The organism is Pseudoalteromonas sp. P80D2 (genome assembly GCF_036680945.1).
Lineage (GTDB): Bacteria > Pseudomonadota > Gammaproteobacteria > Enterobacterales > Alteromonadaceae > Pseudoalteromonas > Pseudoalteromonas shioyasakiensis.
In genome coordinates this window covers 63,777-79,452 of sequence record NZ_JAZDAR010000050.1, presented here as the reverse complement: position 1 = coordinate 79,452, position 15,676 = coordinate 63,777, and the positions used below count along the sequence as shown (strand labels likewise).

General features: G+C 42.6%; 15 protein-coding genes. 8 read left to right on the top strand and 7 right to left on the bottom strand.

Going from position 1 to position 15,676, the window contains the following annotated elements:
* Positions 1 to 45: 45 nt before the first annotated feature.
* The 4 genes from VRK28_RS15095 to VRK28_RS15080 all read right to left on the bottom strand — a co-directional run bounded on the left by VRK28_RS15095 (position 46) and on the right by VRK28_RS15080 (position 3,143).
* On the bottom strand, positions 46 to 1,542 hold the full coding sequence (locus VRK28_RS15095; RefSeq protein WP_332394107.1) for a LysM peptidoglycan-binding domain-containing protein: 1,497 nt from the start codon (positions 1,540 to 1,542) through the stop codon (positions 46 to 48).
* Positions 1,543 to 1,570: 28 nt separating this feature from the next.
* Positions 1,571 to 2,557, bottom strand: coding sequence for an MBL fold metallo-hydrolase (locus VRK28_RS15090; RefSeq protein WP_130167219.1), 987 nt, complete (start codon positions 2,555 to 2,557; stop codon positions 1,571 to 1,573).
* 68 nt (positions 2,558 to 2,625) lie between these two features.
* Positions 2,626 to 2,913: a cell division protein ZapA gene (locus VRK28_RS15085; protein WP_332394106.1), complete on the bottom strand. Its 288-nt coding sequence runs from the start codon at positions 2,911 to 2,913 to the stop codon at positions 2,626 to 2,628.
* The gene (locus VRK28_RS15080; protein WP_054563591.1) at positions 2,913 to 3,143 is read right to left on the bottom strand and encodes a cell division protein ZapB; all 231 of its coding nucleotides are present in this window, start codon (positions 3,141 to 3,143) and stop codon (positions 2,913 to 2,915) included. Before VRK28_RS15080 ends, VRK28_RS15085 begins: the two co-directional genes overlap by 1 nt.
* A gap of 240 nt (positions 3,144 to 3,383) precedes the next feature.
* Between VRK28_RS15080 and VRK28_RS15075 the strand changes: the two genes are divergently transcribed.
* Positions 3,384 to 4,223, top strand: coding sequence for a 23S rRNA (adenine(2030)-N(6))-methyltransferase RlmJ (locus VRK28_RS15075; protein ID WP_055020897.1), 840 nt, complete (start codon positions 3,384 to 3,386; stop codon positions 4,221 to 4,223).
* A 56-nt stretch (positions 4,224 to 4,279) separates the two neighbouring features.
* Here the strand turns inward: VRK28_RS15075 and VRK28_RS15070 are convergent, their stop codons facing one another.
* The 3 genes from VRK28_RS15070 to VRK28_RS15060 form a co-directional block, all read right to left on the bottom strand.
* The gene (locus VRK28_RS15070; protein WP_058583951.1) at positions 4,280 to 5,089 is read right to left on the bottom strand and encodes an META domain-containing protein; all 810 of its coding nucleotides are present in this window, start codon (positions 5,087 to 5,089) and stop codon (positions 4,280 to 4,282) included.
* Between the two features lie 150 nt (positions 5,090 to 5,239).
* Positions 5,240 to 5,806, bottom strand: a complete 567-nt coding sequence (locus tag VRK28_RS15065) for a PhnA domain-containing protein (RefSeq protein ID WP_058583950.1) — start codon at positions 5,804 to 5,806, stop codon at positions 5,240 to 5,242.
* A gap of 80 nt (positions 5,807 to 5,886) precedes the next feature.
* On the bottom strand, positions 5,887 to 6,651 hold the full coding sequence (locus VRK28_RS15060) for a substrate-binding periplasmic protein (protein ID WP_054563515.1): 765 nt from the start codon (positions 6,649 to 6,651) through the stop codon (positions 5,887 to 5,889).
* Between the two features lie 104 nt (positions 6,652 to 6,755).
* Here VRK28_RS15060 and VRK28_RS15055 point away from each other — a divergent pair, with 104 nt between their 5' ends.
* The 7 genes from VRK28_RS15055 (at position 6,756) to VRK28_RS15025 (ending at position 15,675) form a co-directional block, all read left to right on the top strand.
* Positions 6,756 to 8,033, top strand: a complete 1,278-nt coding sequence (locus VRK28_RS15055) for an EAL and HDOD domain-containing protein (protein ID WP_055198963.1) — start codon at positions 6,756 to 6,758, stop codon at positions 8,031 to 8,033.
* Positions 8,034 to 8,087: 54 nt separating this feature from the next.
* Positions 8,088 to 8,702 (top strand): paraquat-inducible protein A, encoded by a 615-nt coding sequence (locus VRK28_RS15050; protein WP_332394105.1) that lies wholly within the window; start codon positions 8,088 to 8,090, stop codon positions 8,700 to 8,702.
* Between the two features lie 43 nt (positions 8,703 to 8,745).
* Positions 8,746 to 9,099 (top strand): hypothetical protein, encoded by a 354-nt coding sequence (locus VRK28_RS15045; RefSeq protein WP_332394104.1) that lies wholly within the window; start codon positions 8,746 to 8,748, stop codon positions 9,097 to 9,099.
* Positions 9,100 to 9,203: 104 nt separating this feature from the next.
* Entirely contained in the window at positions 9,204 to 10,526 is a 1,323-nt protein-coding gene (locus VRK28_RS15040; RefSeq protein WP_332394103.1) for a TolC family protein, read from the top strand.
* Positions 10,519 to 11,976, top strand: a complete 1,458-nt coding sequence (locus tag VRK28_RS15035) for an efflux RND transporter periplasmic adaptor subunit (protein ID WP_332394102.1) — start codon at positions 10,519 to 10,521, stop codon at positions 11,974 to 11,976. The genes VRK28_RS15040 and VRK28_RS15035 overlap by 8 nt, the downstream gene beginning before the upstream one ends.
* Positions 11,973 to 15,077 carry an efflux RND transporter permease subunit gene (locus VRK28_RS15030; protein WP_332394101.1) on the top strand — a complete coding sequence of 1,035 codons (3,105 nt, stop codon included), beginning with the start codon at positions 11,973 to 11,975 and terminating at the stop codon, positions 15,075 to 15,077. Before VRK28_RS15035 ends, VRK28_RS15030 begins: the two co-directional genes overlap by 4 nt.
* A 142-nt stretch (positions 15,078 to 15,219) precedes the next feature.
* Entirely contained in the window at positions 15,220 to 15,675 is a 456-nt protein-coding gene (locus VRK28_RS15025) for a hypothetical protein (protein ID WP_054563522.1), read from the top strand.
* Position 15,676: the final 1 nt, after the last annotated feature.

Sequence of the window (15,676 nt, the reverse complement as noted above, 5' to 3'; positions counted from 1 at the left end):
TTAAATATAGGCGCTGATTTTACGCTAACCACAAAGAGTGAGCAATCAAGGCTTTTTCAAAGAGCTTTCGATGCCTGACAACATGGCTTCGCTGGCTGGTACTTGCGGCTCAGCGGGTTTTGCTTGCGGTAGGTGCAATGTCAAAATGGTGCCTGGTTTTAAAATGCTGGTGGCACTGAGTTTATTCCACGTTGCAACGTCTTTATGAGGCACGTCGTATAGCTGACTGATACTCCAAATTGAATCACCTGGTTTGACTAGGTAATCAACCGCAATGGTTGCGATAACTTCCTCATGCTGTTCAAGGTAAGGGCTGATATTGTAATCAACCATAAGTGATTCCGACATGGTTTGGGGCTGTGATAAGCGCAATTGTTCACCGACCTTAATCAGGTTACTTGTTTTGCTATTAAGCGCTTTCAGATCCTTTACAGACATATTAAAGCGTCTGGCAATGCCATAAAGGGTATCGTCTTTTTGCACTATATACTCACCGGCAAAGTTGTTGCGAAACAGCTTACTTTGCAACAAGGTGCGGCGCTCCATAGGTAAAAGCAGAGTATGTGGACCATTTGGCGAGCTTTGGTTTTTTAAATATCCTGGGTTTAATTTGTGGAGCTGATTATGTCCCACGCCAGATAAGTTAGCGATCACCGAAAAATCAAATTGCTGGCCAACATCAAATTCTGTGGTGAGTGCTTTATTCGCTAATTTAGGGCGCTTTAAGCCTTGTTCAGGATGCTTTAGTAAATAGCTAAGTGCCAAAAGTTTAGGTATATATTCAGCGGTTTCTTTTGGTAATGATAATGACCAATAGTCAGTTTTCTTGCCAAGCTTTTTATTTTTTTCGATGGCTTTTTTAACGCGTCCTTCACCACTGTTATAGGCAGCAAGGGCATGCAGCCAGTCACCATCAAAGCGTTTATGTAAGTAACTTAAATAAGCTAAAGCGGCATCGGTTGAAGCGAGTATGTCTTGGCGACCGTCATACCATTGGTCGCTTTGCACACCAAAATGATAAGCCGTTGCGCCGACTAACTGCCAAACACCAACGGCTTGCTCTGATGATCGTATTGTTGGTCTAAAATCACTTTCAACAAAGGGTAATAGGGCCAGCTCCATCGGTAGCTTCTGTTGCTCGATACGTGTGACGATATGATACAAATAAGGTGCCGCACGTTTATTTACTTTAATCAGGTAATTGGGCTGTTTTAAATACCATTTTACTCGTGCAGATGTATGTTTATTGGTTTGAAATACCAGCGTTAAATTGTTGGCGATATGCTGCCATAGATCTTTCGAACGAGGCTTTGCTAACGGGGTATTATTGACTGCTATGGGCGCAGCAACAGGACGTGGTTCAACAGCTGTTGAATCGACAAACTCACTAGGTGCTTGTTGGGTTGTTAAATCGGGCTCATAATGGCTAAAAATCTCCGGCCTTGCCCGTTGTTGTTCTGTTTCTTGCTGAGTTACTTGGCATCCTTGTAAGCCAATAAACAAGCTCAGCAAAAGTAAATATTTCAAACTTACTTGAGCCATATAATAAAATCCTTTTACTATTTTAGCCCTATTTTGACAATTTGCTTTGTTTAAGTCCAGCTTCTAGAAACATAGAAAACGCTCTTTCGCCCACTTCATCAAGCTGGTATTGCTGTTTAACCTCTGCAGGAAAAAGCGGAATTAATTCACTCACTGGTTTATCTGGCAAGGAATTTGTCATCTCTTGAATGGTTTTTAAAAACCTTAAAGGGAGTGCAAGTTCAGCAGGTGTCAGTGGCTTACCGTGACCCGGTAAAATAGTTGTCAGTGTGGTATTTTTTTGGATACCTTGCAGCGTGGTTATCCAGCGAGTGAATGTACCATGCCCAGGATAGGGTAAGCTGTCGACTATATCGCCACCTAACAGCACGCGACCTTGATCTGCACTTAAAGTAAGATCGCCTTTAGTGTGCGCTTGATACGGTGTAATAACGATAGGGTAATTACCAAGGTCTAGCTTTGTTGATTCAGTAATGCTAATCGCCGGTGGCTTTAAGGTGAGCTCTCGCCAGCGAAATAAGCGTTTTTTAGCAAGTTCTAGTTTGTCGCGCCAAATAGCTTGTTGATCTTCAGGTTGATTGGCAAGGCGTTGATAGCTCAATTCAATACTTTTTTCATAACCATCTAATTTATCTGTCAATGCTTGCTGCATTGCTGAAAACTCAGTCGCTACTTGCTGATGCACAATAAGTTTAGTTTCAGGGAACTCAGCCTGTAAAACGGCCAAGCCTAGCAGATGATCATCATGATAATGGCTCGCTACTAAATAACATAATGGTGTTTTTAAGCGTTTTTTTAACTGCACTGCGAGCTTTTCTACTTCGGCAAAGTTACCACTGGCATCAAACATTAATGCGCATTCTTTACCTTCAATCAGCACTTGATTCGAATCGTAAAAACGCAGTTTATTTTGTTGTTGTAGAAATTGGATTTCGGGAGTGATGCTATGCCAGCTAACGCTTGCTTGGGCGCTATAGCTTACGAAAAGACAGATCAAAAAAGCACAAAATCGCATAGTGTTTCGCTCTGATAGTGGTTAGTAGAATTGATTGTAAACAAAAAAAGCGCAGGATGCGCTTTTTTCTAAATACTAAGGTGCTGGCTGAGCTTATCTATTAAGCTGTCATGTTGTTGCTCTTGTTCTGCTTGTAGAGATTTAACTTCAAGCAATTCATGACTTAAATGTAATGCTGCCATCAGCAACGCTTTTTGGTCATTGCGAACCGATGAGCGTTGTTTCATTTGCTCCACTAAGTCATTCAAATTTTGTGCAGCAGCAACTAGGGCGTGTTCTTGCCCAGGTGGGCAAGAGAACTCATGTTCTTTACCTAGTAGCTCTACGGTGACCCGCTGACTTTGTGGGCCGCTCATTAGCTAGCCTGTTGAACGCTTTGTAATTTCTCAAGCAGGCCAGTTAGTGTGCTGCTTGTATCTTTTTGTTTCTCTTCGTTTTCTAGTACTTCTAGTTGCAGAGTTTCGTTCTCATCTAAAAGCTTAGAGTTTTGCTCTTGTAAGCTTTTAACTTCGCTTTCAAGTTCACTGTTGCGAAGAATTAACTTGTCGATCAGTTGTTCGAGTTGGGAAAGAGTTTCGTTATTCATAAATGCGCTCATAAAACTGTGATTATTGTCATGCAAATGTAAAGGAAAGTGTCTTGATATGCCAGCATTTACGGCCGTTTTAGAGGATTTTTATTTATTATTAAGGTGTAATTCAGCGTAGCGGCTTTTTTATTCATTTATGATTCACCAATGCGGCAGATGCTAGGATCATTTTCTGTTTATCATGTACAATATGGCTATTCATTTTTAATGCAGTTTTGCATTTGGCGATTTATAAATATGCTTAGTTATCGACACTCTTTTCATGCAGGTAACCCTGCTGATGTGCTAAAACATCTTGTTCTAGCTGAAGTTCTTAAATACCAAACAATTAAAGATAAACCACTTGATTATGTGGACACCCACTCAGGTGCTGGCTTTTTTGAACTTGCAGGCAGTGATGCACAAAAAACACAAGAGTATTTAGATGGGATTGCTAAGCTTTGGCAGCATAACAGTGAACACAATGCACTTAATGAATACATTGAGTTGATTAAATCATTTAACTCAAATGGTAATTTAGATTTTTACCCCGGTTCGCCAAAAATTGCAGAGCACTTTTTACGTCGCCAAGATAACGGTTGGTTCTTTGAGTTGCATCCACGTGACTTAGAGTTACTGCAAGACAACATGAAAGGTAAGCGTTCTATTCGCGTACGTGGTGAAAACGGCTTTCAAGGCTTAATTGGTTTATTACCACCAGCATCACGTCGAGCTTGTGTGCTTATTGACCCTCCTTACGAAATTAAAAACGACTACGATACGGTTGTTAATACCCTTGTGAAAGCGCATAAACGCTTTGCAACTGGAACGTACATGATTTGGTATCCGGTTGTAGATCGTGAGCGAATTGACAGAATGGAAGCGGGTTTAATCGCATCGGGTATGCGTAACATTCAGCTTTTCGAGCTTGCAACAGAGGCAGACACCGACGTTCACGGTATGACAGCATCGGGTATGATAGTGATCAACCCGCCATGGAAACTAAAGCAAACAATGGATGCGGTATTACCAGAGCTTGTTTCATTACTAAGCGATAGCAGTGGTTTTTATCGCAGTGAACAGTTAGTTGAAGAATAATTTCTTCAATATAAAAACGCCCAGCAATTGCTGGGCGTTTTTTTATTTAACTGTTGTTAATTCATATAAGTCGCTGCGAAGGTCGCAAGTGGCTCATCACTATCATCTAACAAGGTTAACTGTTCACCATTGATAGAGTACTTAGCTGTTGCCGCAAGCGCTGCAGACATGGCCGCTTCAATATCCATTTGTGATACACACATTTTTTTGGTGCTTGCTAATGGGTTGAATGTAAGCGTCTGCTCGTTAACCTCGTAACTACCTGAGAAGTTATTACATCCTAAGTGACCATTGGTTGAACCATCGTCTTTAAACTGTACGAAAGGTTCTTTATTTTCAACGGTGATAGCCTCACCGCTGATTGTAACTGCTTTCCAATACGTATTGGTCAATGTCACGTCTGGCTTTTTCGCTGATACTTTTGTCACTGTTACCTTGTACACATCACCAGAGGCATCTTCGGCAAATGGATTATTATGAGTGGTGCTGATGTAAAGTAATTTACCTTGATTCTCAATGCGTGCACTCACACTGTAGCGGTGACGGTCAGCAATTTTGCTTTCGTCATACTCAAGTGCCACGTTGTATGGTGGTGCACCATTTAATTCAATTTCTTGTTCGCTGATAACCTCTGCTTTGGCATCCATTTTTGATACATCAGCAAGTTGTACTTTTAATACTGAACCCGGTGGCAGCATGCTGCGGTCTAAATAAATAACCTGAGTATTGAGGGTTTTCATTGTTGATTGCTCAGCTTGTGGTGCGGCAGAGTCTTCACCACAACCTGTTAATACTAAGCTGCTCCCTAAGATCATTAAACTGCATAGAGAAGCGCGTTTGAAAGATGAGATGGTATCCGAAGCCATGATTGTTTCCTTGCGTTTTAGGGTTATGCGTCTTTGTAATTGAATAAGCATAAAGTTCGCTGACTTAATCATAGCTTAATTAACAAAAAATGGGCACTAGGCCCATTTTCTTAATTACGGATTCGCTTTAAAAAGCAAATTGAGTGCTCGTTATTTTTTCACGTATTTGGTTAGAATAACAATGCGTTGACCATCAACACGGCCTTCAATATGTTCTGGGTTGCTCGTTAAGCCAATGTTTCTTACTGCTGTGCCACGCTTAGCAACAAGGCTGCTGCCTTTCACATCAAGATCTTTAATAAGTGTCACAGTGTCACCCGCTTGAAGTACAACACCATTACTGTCGATGTGCTTAATATCGTCATCTTCAGCTAGGGCTGTTTGCGCCCATTTTAACGTGTCTTCTTCAAGATAAATCATATCTAGTGCATCTTGTGCCCAGCCGTTATCAGCAGCTAAGCGCTTTAACATGCGATAAGCCACAACTTGTACAGCAGGAGTTTGACTCCACATGCTGTCATTCAAGCAGTGCCAGTGGTTTGCAGTCAAATCAGCATTGTTTTCGATTTGATCTTTACAAGTTTGGCAAACATAAATGCATTTATCAGAATGAGCCTCTGTAACAGGCGGCACTTCGTATACAGACAGGTTATCTGTAGCGGCACAAAGTTCACATTGGTTATTACTGCGTTCGATTAGGGCTTGTTCAATGCTCATAGGAGGCTCTTTTTAGTTAACAAGGTAAGAAAAACAGCGCGCATTATAGCAAAAGCAGGTCCAAAGCGGAATATCCCTAATTATTGTAGGGGTATGCTTTTTGTGTATTTATTGATTATGGCATCTAAGCGGCCAGAATTTTTAAGTTCTTTGATTGCTGTATTTATTTTCGGTAACAATGATTGATGCTCACTGCGCAGGCGAATTTTTAGATTACCTAGCGAATGTAATGCACCAAAGCTGATATCTGCATCAAATTGCTCAGCCCAATATAATGCTGGCAGTTTATCAATTATGACGACCTCAATTCGTTGCATTTTTAACGCCTGAATGAGTTGTTGTTCAGAGTGAAAATCAACCCGTTTAAAGCGGTTATCGTCATAATAGTAATAGCCTAAAACAGTCCCTACGGGTTGATTACGAATACTGTTGAGTTGCTGCCATTGAGCCACAGAGCTTTTTAAGCTCACTAGATACTCTTCAACGGCAAACAGGGTGTTTGAGTAACTAAACTGTGGATTTTGTTTTTCTGTCTGGCTCAGCCATTCGGGACTTATGACATCAAAATCGATATGTCCTTGGTGAAGGTATTTAACGGTTCGTTTTGCAGGAAGCTCGACATGCTGCACTTGAATATCAGCAAGCAGCATAACTTGTTTTATAATTTCAGGAAGGATCCCTGGATTGCTTTTATCATCAATATAGTAAGGATAGTAGTTCCCAGAGCCGGTTACATTGTATTTCAGTACAGGTTGCTGCTCAGCCAAAACTGCTTGAGTAAGAAAAAGTAAAATTAAGAAAATCGAGTTAGAGAAGCGCAATGGTCTGATTGAATTCGTTTTCATGTACCTAGTTTGGTTGGGTTTTTGTTTTTTAGCAAGGCAAACATCTTTCACTATACTTATAACAATAGTAATGTGGAGATAGCCACATCTAAGTGAGAAGTAGAATGTCAGAATTAAGTATGGAAGGTAACAAAAGTCAGAGCATGACTCAGTATATAGCCCGGCAGCCAATATTTAATGCTGATAGAAGTTTATATGCTTACGAATTATTGTATAGGGAATCGAGCGATAATGTCTTTCCGGTAGGCACGAGTGATGGCCAAGCAACGGGGCGACTGTTTTTTAACGCGTTAATGTTGATGGGACTCGAGAAGCTAACGGGCTTTCAACCTGCGTTTATCAATCTATCGACTGACGCTATTTTGGATGACTTCCCTAAGTTGCTGCAACCACGCAGTGCGGTTATCGAAATAGTGGAGCGGGCTACTAGCATTCCCAAAGTAGTAAGCCGCGTTAAGCAATTAAAACAAGAAGGCTATTTGTTCGCGCTTGATGATTACGATGGCACAGATAAATGGCAAGATATTTTGCCTTTGATGGATTTTATTAAGCTTGAAGTTACGCAGCCGATTATCAAAACCAACATGATGATCAAAAAGCTCAAACGCAGCTTCCCAGAAACCACTATCATAGTGGAGCGCATTGAAACTTATGAAGACTTTAAGCAACTAAAAGCGGCTGGTTGCGACCTGTTTCAAGGCTACTTTTTTGCCAAGCCAGAGCTTTTAAGTTTTGGTAATGTTGAACCATCAAAAGTTGCCGTGCTTGAATTACTTAACTGTACTGCGCAAACAGATTTAAATTTTGACGCAATTCAACAACGAGTTGCTAAAGATATAGGCCTTACAGCACGCATTTTAAAATTAGTTAATGCGCGGATCAGCAATAGTCAGCAAACAATTCGTTCTATTTCACAAGCGGTTATTTACCTTGGTGAAGACGCGATTAGACAATTTGTACGGGTATTAGCGCTGAGCGAGTTAGGCAATGATAAACCGCAAGAGCTAACTAAACTGGGCTTAACAAGAGCTAAATTTATTGCGCTGATGCTTGAACCTGGTGGTAAAGACCTAGCTGAGCAAGGTTATTTAGTTGGCTTACTCTCTGTTTTAGATGCAATTTTAGATATGGAGCTTGATATCATTGCCAAAGAGTTTTCACTGGGTAGTGAGCTTTCGAGCGCATTGTTAAACTTTAATGGCATGCAAGGTGCGAGCTTACAACTTGTTAAGGCGATGGAAGAAGAGCAGTGGCAAACTGCTCATGAGCTACTAATGATGATCCGCCCTGCGTCAAAGATGGATGTGGTTTTTCAAGCTATGTACGATGCCCGTGCTTATGCCGATGAAGTGTTCGCAAGCTTATCATCGGTTACAGACTAAAAGTGCAGAGTTCGTTATGATGCGGGCTCTGAGTATTAAAAAGGTTTGTAACTAATGCGTGTTGTTTTTCCAGTACTGGCTATTTTAATTGCCTTGGCGCTACTAATCCCTGGTGTAACCCAGCCTGTGCTCACCCTAGAAGGAAAAATCGATAAATCTAAGCTTGCCAAAACAGGTATTGAAATGATTGCCGATGAAGGCGATCGCAATACCCGTAGCGTGTTAATGATGGCTTCAAGCATGTTGGGGCTTGATAAGCTTGAAGGTGAAATAGATGCCTACAAAAAAACACGCAGCATTTGGGGCACCGTGAATGAGCTAGCCAATAACAAAAACTACCTTGTTGCCGCGCTTGTTGCAGTGTTCTCGATTGTTATTCCCACTTTAAAACTCCTGATGCAATTGCTTTATTGTTTTTTACCTGCGAATAGATTTAAGCATTTGCTCGGTCAACTCATACAAAGCCTAAGTAAGTGGAGCATGGTCGATGTGTTTGTGATTGCATTGATCGTGGCCTATTTAGCAGGTAATGCCGATGGGCAAATGGGCGAGCTAATCAAAATGCATGCCGAATTGGGCGATGGATTTTGGTATTTTACTGGCTATTGCCTGTTTGCTATTGCCGCCAGCAGTAGCATTAAAATAGATAAACCCTTGTCGAGCGCGTAAATTTCGGGCTACAATTTGGGCAATTAATTTTTAAGGTATGATGATGACGCGACTTTCAAGCTACTTATTGATAGCTATGATGCTGCTCACTTTTGTGGGTCAGTCAGTTGCGTCTGTTGCTATGGTATGTGATATGCCACATGCCAGCATGCAAATGGATCATCATGCTAATATGAATGCTGACAGCGACATGAGTGATATGGATTGTTGCCATGAAGATGCAATGGATAACAGCGATTGTGCGTGTCCGTTCAATGCCTGTACAGCTCACTCACTCCTGCCGCTAAATGATTTAGTTATTAAATCAATTAAGCAGTCAGAAAAAGTCACCGTGTTAGGCGCCAGCCAGCTTAGTTTCCACGCAAGTTCTTTATATCGTCCACCTATTACTGCTTAAGCAGGATAGGTCTGTCTAAAATTCAGTAAAACGCTGAAATACTCCTTATTCTGCACCCAAAATCTATTGTTTTTTAACCATTTTTAAGATTTTTGGAGCATGTGATGATTCACAGCAAATTGATTAAGGCGCTTTCTCTAGGCGCAGTATTGATAACCTCAAGTTTAGTGAAAGCAGAGCCATTGGCGCTCAATCAGGTGATTGATTATGCATTGACTCACGAGCCTTGGTTACAGGCAAATAAATACCAGCAACAGGCGATAGAAGCGCAAAGCATTGCCGCCGGTACCTTGCCAGATCCAGTATTAACCGTTGGGCTAATGAATTTACCAACCAATGGCTTTGCCTTTGATCAAGAGGGTATGACGCAATTCAAAGTAGGCTTGTCACAACAATTTAGCCGAGGTGATAGCCTTGCCTTAGAGCAACAAGCTTTAAAACAATCGGCTGAGCAATATCCTTGGCTAAGAGCTGACCGCCAAGCACAGGTTAAAGCCATTGTTAGCGAAGCATGGCTAAATGCCTATCGTGCACAAAAAAGTATTCAACTGATCAACCAAGATAAAGCCTTATTTAATCAACTTATTGATATTACAGAGGCAAGCTATGCCAATACACTTGGAGCGACTCGCCAGCAGGATATTATTCGCGCTCAGCTAGAGCTGACTCGTCTTGAAGATAAGCTGGTGATGTTAGAGCAACAGTTTGATAGTGCCAAAAAGCGACTAGCTCAATGGCTACCTATTGAAATGCTAAACGGTTCCGTGAGCGATGAAAATACCAAGGTGGCTGCACTAATGCCTTATCAAGAGCTTGCACCATCGGGGGTGACTGAAGTGCTGATGAGCCACCCGGCAATTATCGCCATTGATCATGCAATGCGTGCTAAAAACACTCAAGTGCAAGTGGCGAAAGAAGCGTATAAACCGCAATTTGGTATGAACCTAGGCTATGGCTATCGTGATGATACACCTATGGGTGACTCTCGCGCTGACTTATTCTCTATTGGGGTGAGTGTTGATTTACCGCTGTTTACTGATAACCGTCAAGACCAACAAGTTAATGCGGCAATAGCTAATGCCGAGGCGGTAAAGACCAACAAACTTATTACTCTACAAAAACTGCAAGGTCAGTATTTTAAAGAGCTTAGCCAGTTGAGCCGACTTGCTCAGCGCAAAGCGTTGTATCAACAGCAGCTATTACCGCAAATGGCAGAGCAGGCTGAGGCGACTTTAAATGCTTACACCAACGATGATGGTGACTTTTCAGAAGTGATGCGCGCACGCATCAGCGAACTTAACGCAAAAATTGATGCGTTGAATATCGAAATAGACAAACAAATAACCCTCGCTCGCCTTAACTATTACGCAGCAGCAAAAGATAACCAAATAAATGCAGCACAAAGCCAAGGAGCTAGCAATGAATAATACAGTGAAATTAGTTATCGCTTTGGCGGTAGGTGCAGCATTGGCAACGGCTGTAAATAAATTGGCTGAGCCAGATCATGAAGCTATGCCAAGCGCTGAGAAAAAGCCGCTATATTGGGTAGCACCTATGGACAGTAATTACCGCCGTGATGAACCGGGTTTATCGCCAATGGGTATGGAATTAGTCCCCGTTTATGAGGAGCAAAGTAGCGCTGAAGACAGCCCAGGTACTGTGAGGATCTCACCCGCGGTCGTTAATAACTTAGGGGTAAGAACAGCGCCTGTACGTTTTAAATCATTACAAACGACGGTTGATACGGTTGGCTATGTGCAATACGACCAAGACCAACTCGTGCATATTCACCCTCGTGTCGAAGGCTGGATAGAAACCTTATATGTTAAAGCCGCAGGTGACCAAGTTAAGCAAGGCGAGCCACTTTATACCTTGTATTCTCCACAGCTAGTGAATGCGCAAGAAGAGCTATTGCTTGCACTTAAACGTAATAATGCTGTGCTTATACGTGCGGCAAAAGCACGCTTAGCCTCACTGAATGTTTCTGACGATTTTATTGCCCGATTAGAGCAAAGCCAAAAGGTGAGGCAAAACATTACCTTTTATGCCAAGCAAAGTGGCGTACTGGATGAGCTAAATATCCGCGAAGGTTTCTTTGTGAAACCAGGCACAACTATGATGAGTATTGCCCACCTAGAAGAAGTGTGGGTTGAGGCTGAAGTTTTTGAGCGTCAAGCAGGGCTTATTCATAAAGGCTTGCCTGTTACCATGAGCTTAGATTACTTACCGGGCAAACGCTGGCAAGGCAAGGTCGATTATATTTACCCAACCCTTGATGAGAAAAACCGTACCCTTCGCGTACGTTTACGCTTTGCCAACCAAGATGGCTTACTCAAACCGAATATGTTTGCTGAAGTGAGTATTACTACTAAGCCAACAGAGCCACAATTAGTGATAGCCAAAGAAGCGGTGATCCGCACAGGTAGCCAAGACCGTGTCGTGATTGATTTAGGTGAAGGTCGCTTTAAATCAGTGGCTGTGACGCTAGGCCGTAGTGATAATCATGATGTCGAAATTTTATCAGGCTTATTGAAAGACGATAACGTTGTGGTTTCAGCGCAGTTCTTAATAGATTCCGAATCAAGTAAGAGTTCTGACTTTATGCGTATGCAAGAACCGGATAGTGAGAGCGCAATGGTGAATGGCGTGATCAACAGCATTGACCGTGAAGCCAGAACGGCCGTGATCAGTCGCGAAGCCATCCCTAAGTGGGGTCGCGGGGCTGCAACTATGGAATTTCATTTTTCGCCGCGCATCGATATGTCTAGTTTGCAAAGCGATGATGAAGTGCATTTTACCTTTAAATTGGTGGACGGTGAGTTTGTGATTTTTGACATCATGACCATGAGCCACCCTATGCAAGGAGAAATGCAATGATAGCTGCCGTGATCCGTTGGTCAGTCGGTAATCGCTTCTTTGTATTACTGCTGTCTTTAATGTTGGCAGGCTTTGGGGTTTTTTCTTTAAAGAATACCCCAGTTGATGCCTTGCCTGACTTATCTGATGTACAAGTTATTGTAAAAACATCTTATCCAGGACAAGCGCCTCAAGTGGTGCAAGACCAAGTAACGTTCCCTATCACCACAGCCATGCTGTCGGTGCCGGGAGCTGAAACGGTAAGGGGCTTTTCGTTTTTTGGTGACTCTTATGTATACGTTATTTTTAACGAAGACACCGACCTTTATTGGGCCCGTAGTCGGGTGCAAGAGTATTTGAGTCAAGTAAGTGCTCGCTTACCAGATTCAGCAAGGCCTGAACTTGGCCCTGATGCAACAGGGGTGGGTTGGATTTACTTGTATGCGCTGGTGGATAAAACCGGTAAGCACGATATTAGCCAGCTACGAAGCCTGCAAGACTGGTTTTTAAAATTTGAGCTGCAAACTGTGCCGGGCGTATCAGAAGTAGCGTCTGTTGGCGGTATGGTTAAGCAATATCAGGTGAATGTCGACCCCGATAAATTGCGTGCTTATGGTATTCCGCTGAGTTTAATTCAAACAGCAATTAAACAAGGTAACCAAGAGCGTGGCGCTTCAGTGGTCGAAATGGCTGAAGCCGAATACATGGTATCGAGCACAGGTTATATTAAAAGTGTCGCAGATTTAGAAGCCATTCCGCTGGGTACTAATGCCAATGGCACGCCACTGCAATTACGTGATGTGGCTGATATAAAACTTGGGCCGCAAATGCGCCGTGGTATTGCCGAACTAAACGGCGAGGGTGAAGTAACCGGTGGGGTGGTAGTGATGCGCTTTGGAGAAAATGCCGAAGCAACCATCAAACTAGTAAAAGAAAAACTAGAGTCGCTCAAAAAAGGCCTGCCTGAGGGCGTTGAAATCATCCCTGTGTACGACCGCTCAAACCTTATTACCCAAGCGCTTGATAACTTAAGCTCAAAGTTAATTGAAGAGTTAATCGTCGTAGCCTTAGTGTGTGTGGTGTTTTTATTCCATATACGCTCATCGATCGTAGCCATTATCACGCTGCCAATGGGTATTTTAACGGCTTTTGTAGTTATGTATTGGCAAGGTATAAACGCTAATATCATGTCGCTTGGTGGGATAGCGATTGCTATTGGTGCAATGACAGATGGTGCTATCGTGATGATAGAAAATATGCATAAGCATATGGAGAAAACCCCACTGACCGATGAAAACCGTTGGCAAGTAGTGATAGACTCAGCCGCAGAAGTCGGGCCCGCGTTATTCTTTAGTTTATTAATTATTACCGTCAGCTTTATGCCAGTGTTTATTCTTGAAGCACAAGAAGGGCGCATGTTCTCGCCACTGGCTTATACAAAAACCTATGCAATGGCGGCCTCGGCTGGTTTAGCGATTACACTGGTGCCGGTATTAATGGGCTACTTTATTCGCGGTAAGGTTATTTCGGAGCAGAAAAACCCAGTAAACCGCTTATTAGTGGCAGCCTATAAACCCTTGTTAAATGCAGTATTAAAAGCGCCGAAAACAACATTGGTACTGGCCTTAGTGTTGGCTGTTATCGGTTTTTATCCGGTTAATAAAATTGGTAGTGAGTTTATTCCTCCTCTTGATGAGGGCGACTTAATGTATATGCCAACGACTTACCCAGGTATTTCAATTGGTAAGGCCCGTGAAATCTTACAGCAGACCGATAAGCTAATTGCCAGTGTGCCAGAGGTCGAATCGGTATTTGGTAAGGTAGGTCGTGCAGACACTGCCACAGATCCTGCGCCGCTCACCATGATCGAAACCTTTATTCAGTTAAAGCCAAAGTCACAGTGGCGCGAGGATATGACAACCGAAAAACTCAAAAAAGAGCTCGATAATCTGGTTAAGTTCCCAGGGCTTACCAATGCGTGGGTTATGCCAATCAAAACCCGAATCGACATGCTTGCCACTGGGATTAAAACGCCTGTGGGGATCAAAGTAGCAGGGCCAAAGCTGAGCGAAATTCAAAAAATCGGTGAGCAAATTGAAGTCATCTTAAAAGATTTACCGGGCACGGCTTCGGTTTATTCTGAGCGCGTTGCCGGCGGTCGCTACATCAAAGTTGATATCAACCGTGAAAAAGCAGCACGGTACGGTTTAAACATTGCTGATGTGCAACAGGTTGTTGCTACTGCTATCGGTGGTATGAATGTGACAGAAACGGTTGAAGGGCAAGAGCGTTACCCGGTTAACTTACGTTATCCACAAGATTATCGCGACTCGCCAGAAGAGCTTAAGTTGTTACCGATAGTGACACCAAACGGACAGCGTATCGCATTGGCCGATGTAGCTCATGTCTTTATCGAAGATGGCCCGCCGGGTATTAAAAGTGAAAATGCCCGCATTAATGGCTGGAGCTTAATCGACATTGAAGGCAGTGATATTGGCAGTTATGTTGAGCGTGCGCAACAAGCGCTGCATGAGCAACTCGAGCTACCTGCTGGTTACTCAATTACGTGGGCGGGGCAATATGAATATATGGAGCGCGCAAAAGCTAAACTCAGTTACGTATTGCCATTAACCTTGGCAATTATTGTGGTGCTGTTATACCTCAATTTTAGAAGCTTTATTGAGGTGGCAATGATCATGCTGACCTTACCGCTTGCGATGATAGGCGGTATTTGGCTGATGTACCTTGAAGGCTTTAACTTCTCGGTTGCTGTTGGGGTTGGTTTTATTGCCCTAGCTGGGGTTGCTGTGGAAATTGGCGTGATCATGCTGGTTTATCTCAACCAAGCTTATCAAGATGCTAAAGCGCAATCAGCACAGTTCACGGTTACAGAGCTGCGCCAAGCAATCATCAATGGTGCAGGCCTTCGGGTTAGACCAGTGATGATGACAGTTGCCACTATTATCATAGGGTTACTGCCAGTGCTTTATGGCACTGGAACGGGCAGTGAGGTGATGAGCCGAATAGCCGCGCCTATGGTCGGTGGGATGCTAAGTGCCATAGTTTTAACGCTACTTGTGTTACCTGCGCTTTACTTTATATGGCGTAGACGCCACCTATAAATTTTACAGTCAGTGTGTAACTTGTACGCTTTTCCTTGCTGTAAGTTACACACTTTATTTTTAAAGTACTGAAAATTAATGAGTTTATTGCTGGTGTGATTTATGCAAAGTCATATTAAATTGATTTTGATAAGGAATGCACATGCAAGTTAAAACAATACAACAAGTTTATGATTGGACCGTGTTATTTCATACTCAAATGGCAGCTAACTTCCACAGTGTTAAAGACTTACTGGACGAGCATAATCAAATGCTGGTGGATTATTACCTGCAATATGAGAAGAAACTGGCAGAAGATCTCGTTGGCTTTAAAGCTATTACAGAAATAAACACGCTTGATACCTATTGCTATGAGTATTTTGCTGAAAACCCAGAGCTAATTACTTTTAACGATATCAGCACAGATCAGCAAATTGATGAAAAGGCGATTCAGGTTTACTTAACCACGCAACACCAAAAAGTAATCGACTTATACGAGTACTTGGTATCGCGAGCTGATACAGAGCAAAGCAAAGAAAAGCTCGAACGTTTACTTGAGCTTGAACATCAAGGCCTTAAGCAAATGATGCAAAGCTCAAACCGCCATATGGATATGTAGT

What these genes read in the sequence shown, in the direction of transcription:
- VRK28_RS15095 (WP_332394107.1), bottom strand. Translation starts at nt 1,542, where the DNA reads ATGGCTCAAGTAAGTTTGAAATATTTACTTTTGCTGAGCTTGTTTATT.
- VRK28_RS15045 (WP_332394104.1), top strand. Translation starts at nt 8,746, where the DNA reads ATGACGCGACTTTCAAGCTACTTATTGATAGCTATGATGCTGCTCACT.
- VRK28_RS15055 (WP_055198963.1), top strand. Translation starts at nt 6,756, where the DNA reads ATGTCAGAATTAAGTATGGAAGGTAACAAAAGTCAGAGCATGACTCAG.
- VRK28_RS15050 (WP_332394105.1), top strand. Translation starts at nt 8,088, where the DNA reads ATGCGTGTTGTTTTTCCAGTACTGGCTATTTTAATTGCCTTGGCGCTA.
- VRK28_RS15070 (WP_058583951.1), bottom strand. Translation starts at nt 5,089, where the DNA reads ATGGCTTCGGATACCATCTCATCTTTCAAACGCGCTTCTCTATGCAGT.
- VRK28_RS15025 (WP_054563522.1), top strand. Translation starts at nt 15,220, where the DNA reads ATGCAAGTTAAAACAATACAACAAGTTTATGATTGGACCGTGTTATTT.
- VRK28_RS15065 (WP_058583950.1), bottom strand. Translation starts at nt 5,806, where the DNA reads ATGAGCATTGAACAAGCCCTAATCGAACGCAGTAATAACCAATGTGAA.
- VRK28_RS15085 (WP_332394106.1), bottom strand. Translation starts at nt 2,913, where the DNA reads ATGAGCGGCCCACAAAGTCAGCGGGTCACCGTAGAGCTACTAGGTAAA.
- VRK28_RS15080 (WP_054563591.1), bottom strand. Translation starts at nt 3,143, where the DNA reads ATGAATAACGAAACTCTTTCCCAACTCGAACAACTGATCGACAAGTTA.
- VRK28_RS15040 (WP_332394103.1), top strand. Translation starts at nt 9,204, where the DNA reads ATGATTCACAGCAAATTGATTAAGGCGCTTTCTCTAGGCGCAGTATTG.
- VRK28_RS15090 (WP_130167219.1), bottom strand. Translation starts at nt 2,557, where the DNA reads ATGCGATTTTGTGCTTTTTTGATCTGTCTTTTCGTAAGCTATAGCGCC.
- VRK28_RS15075 (WP_055020897.1), top strand. Translation starts at nt 3,384, where the DNA reads ATGCTTAGTTATCGACACTCTTTTCATGCAGGTAACCCTGCTGATGTG.
- VRK28_RS15035 (WP_332394102.1), top strand. Translation starts at nt 10,519, where the DNA reads ATGAATAATACAGTGAAATTAGTTATCGCTTTGGCGGTAGGTGCAGCA.
- VRK28_RS15060 (WP_054563515.1), bottom strand. Translation starts at nt 6,651, where the DNA reads ATGAAAACGAATTCAATCAGACCATTGCGCTTCTCTAACTCGATTTTC.
- VRK28_RS15030 (WP_332394101.1), top strand. Translation starts at nt 11,973, where the DNA reads ATGATAGCTGCCGTGATCCGTTGGTCAGTCGGTAATCGCTTCTTTGTA.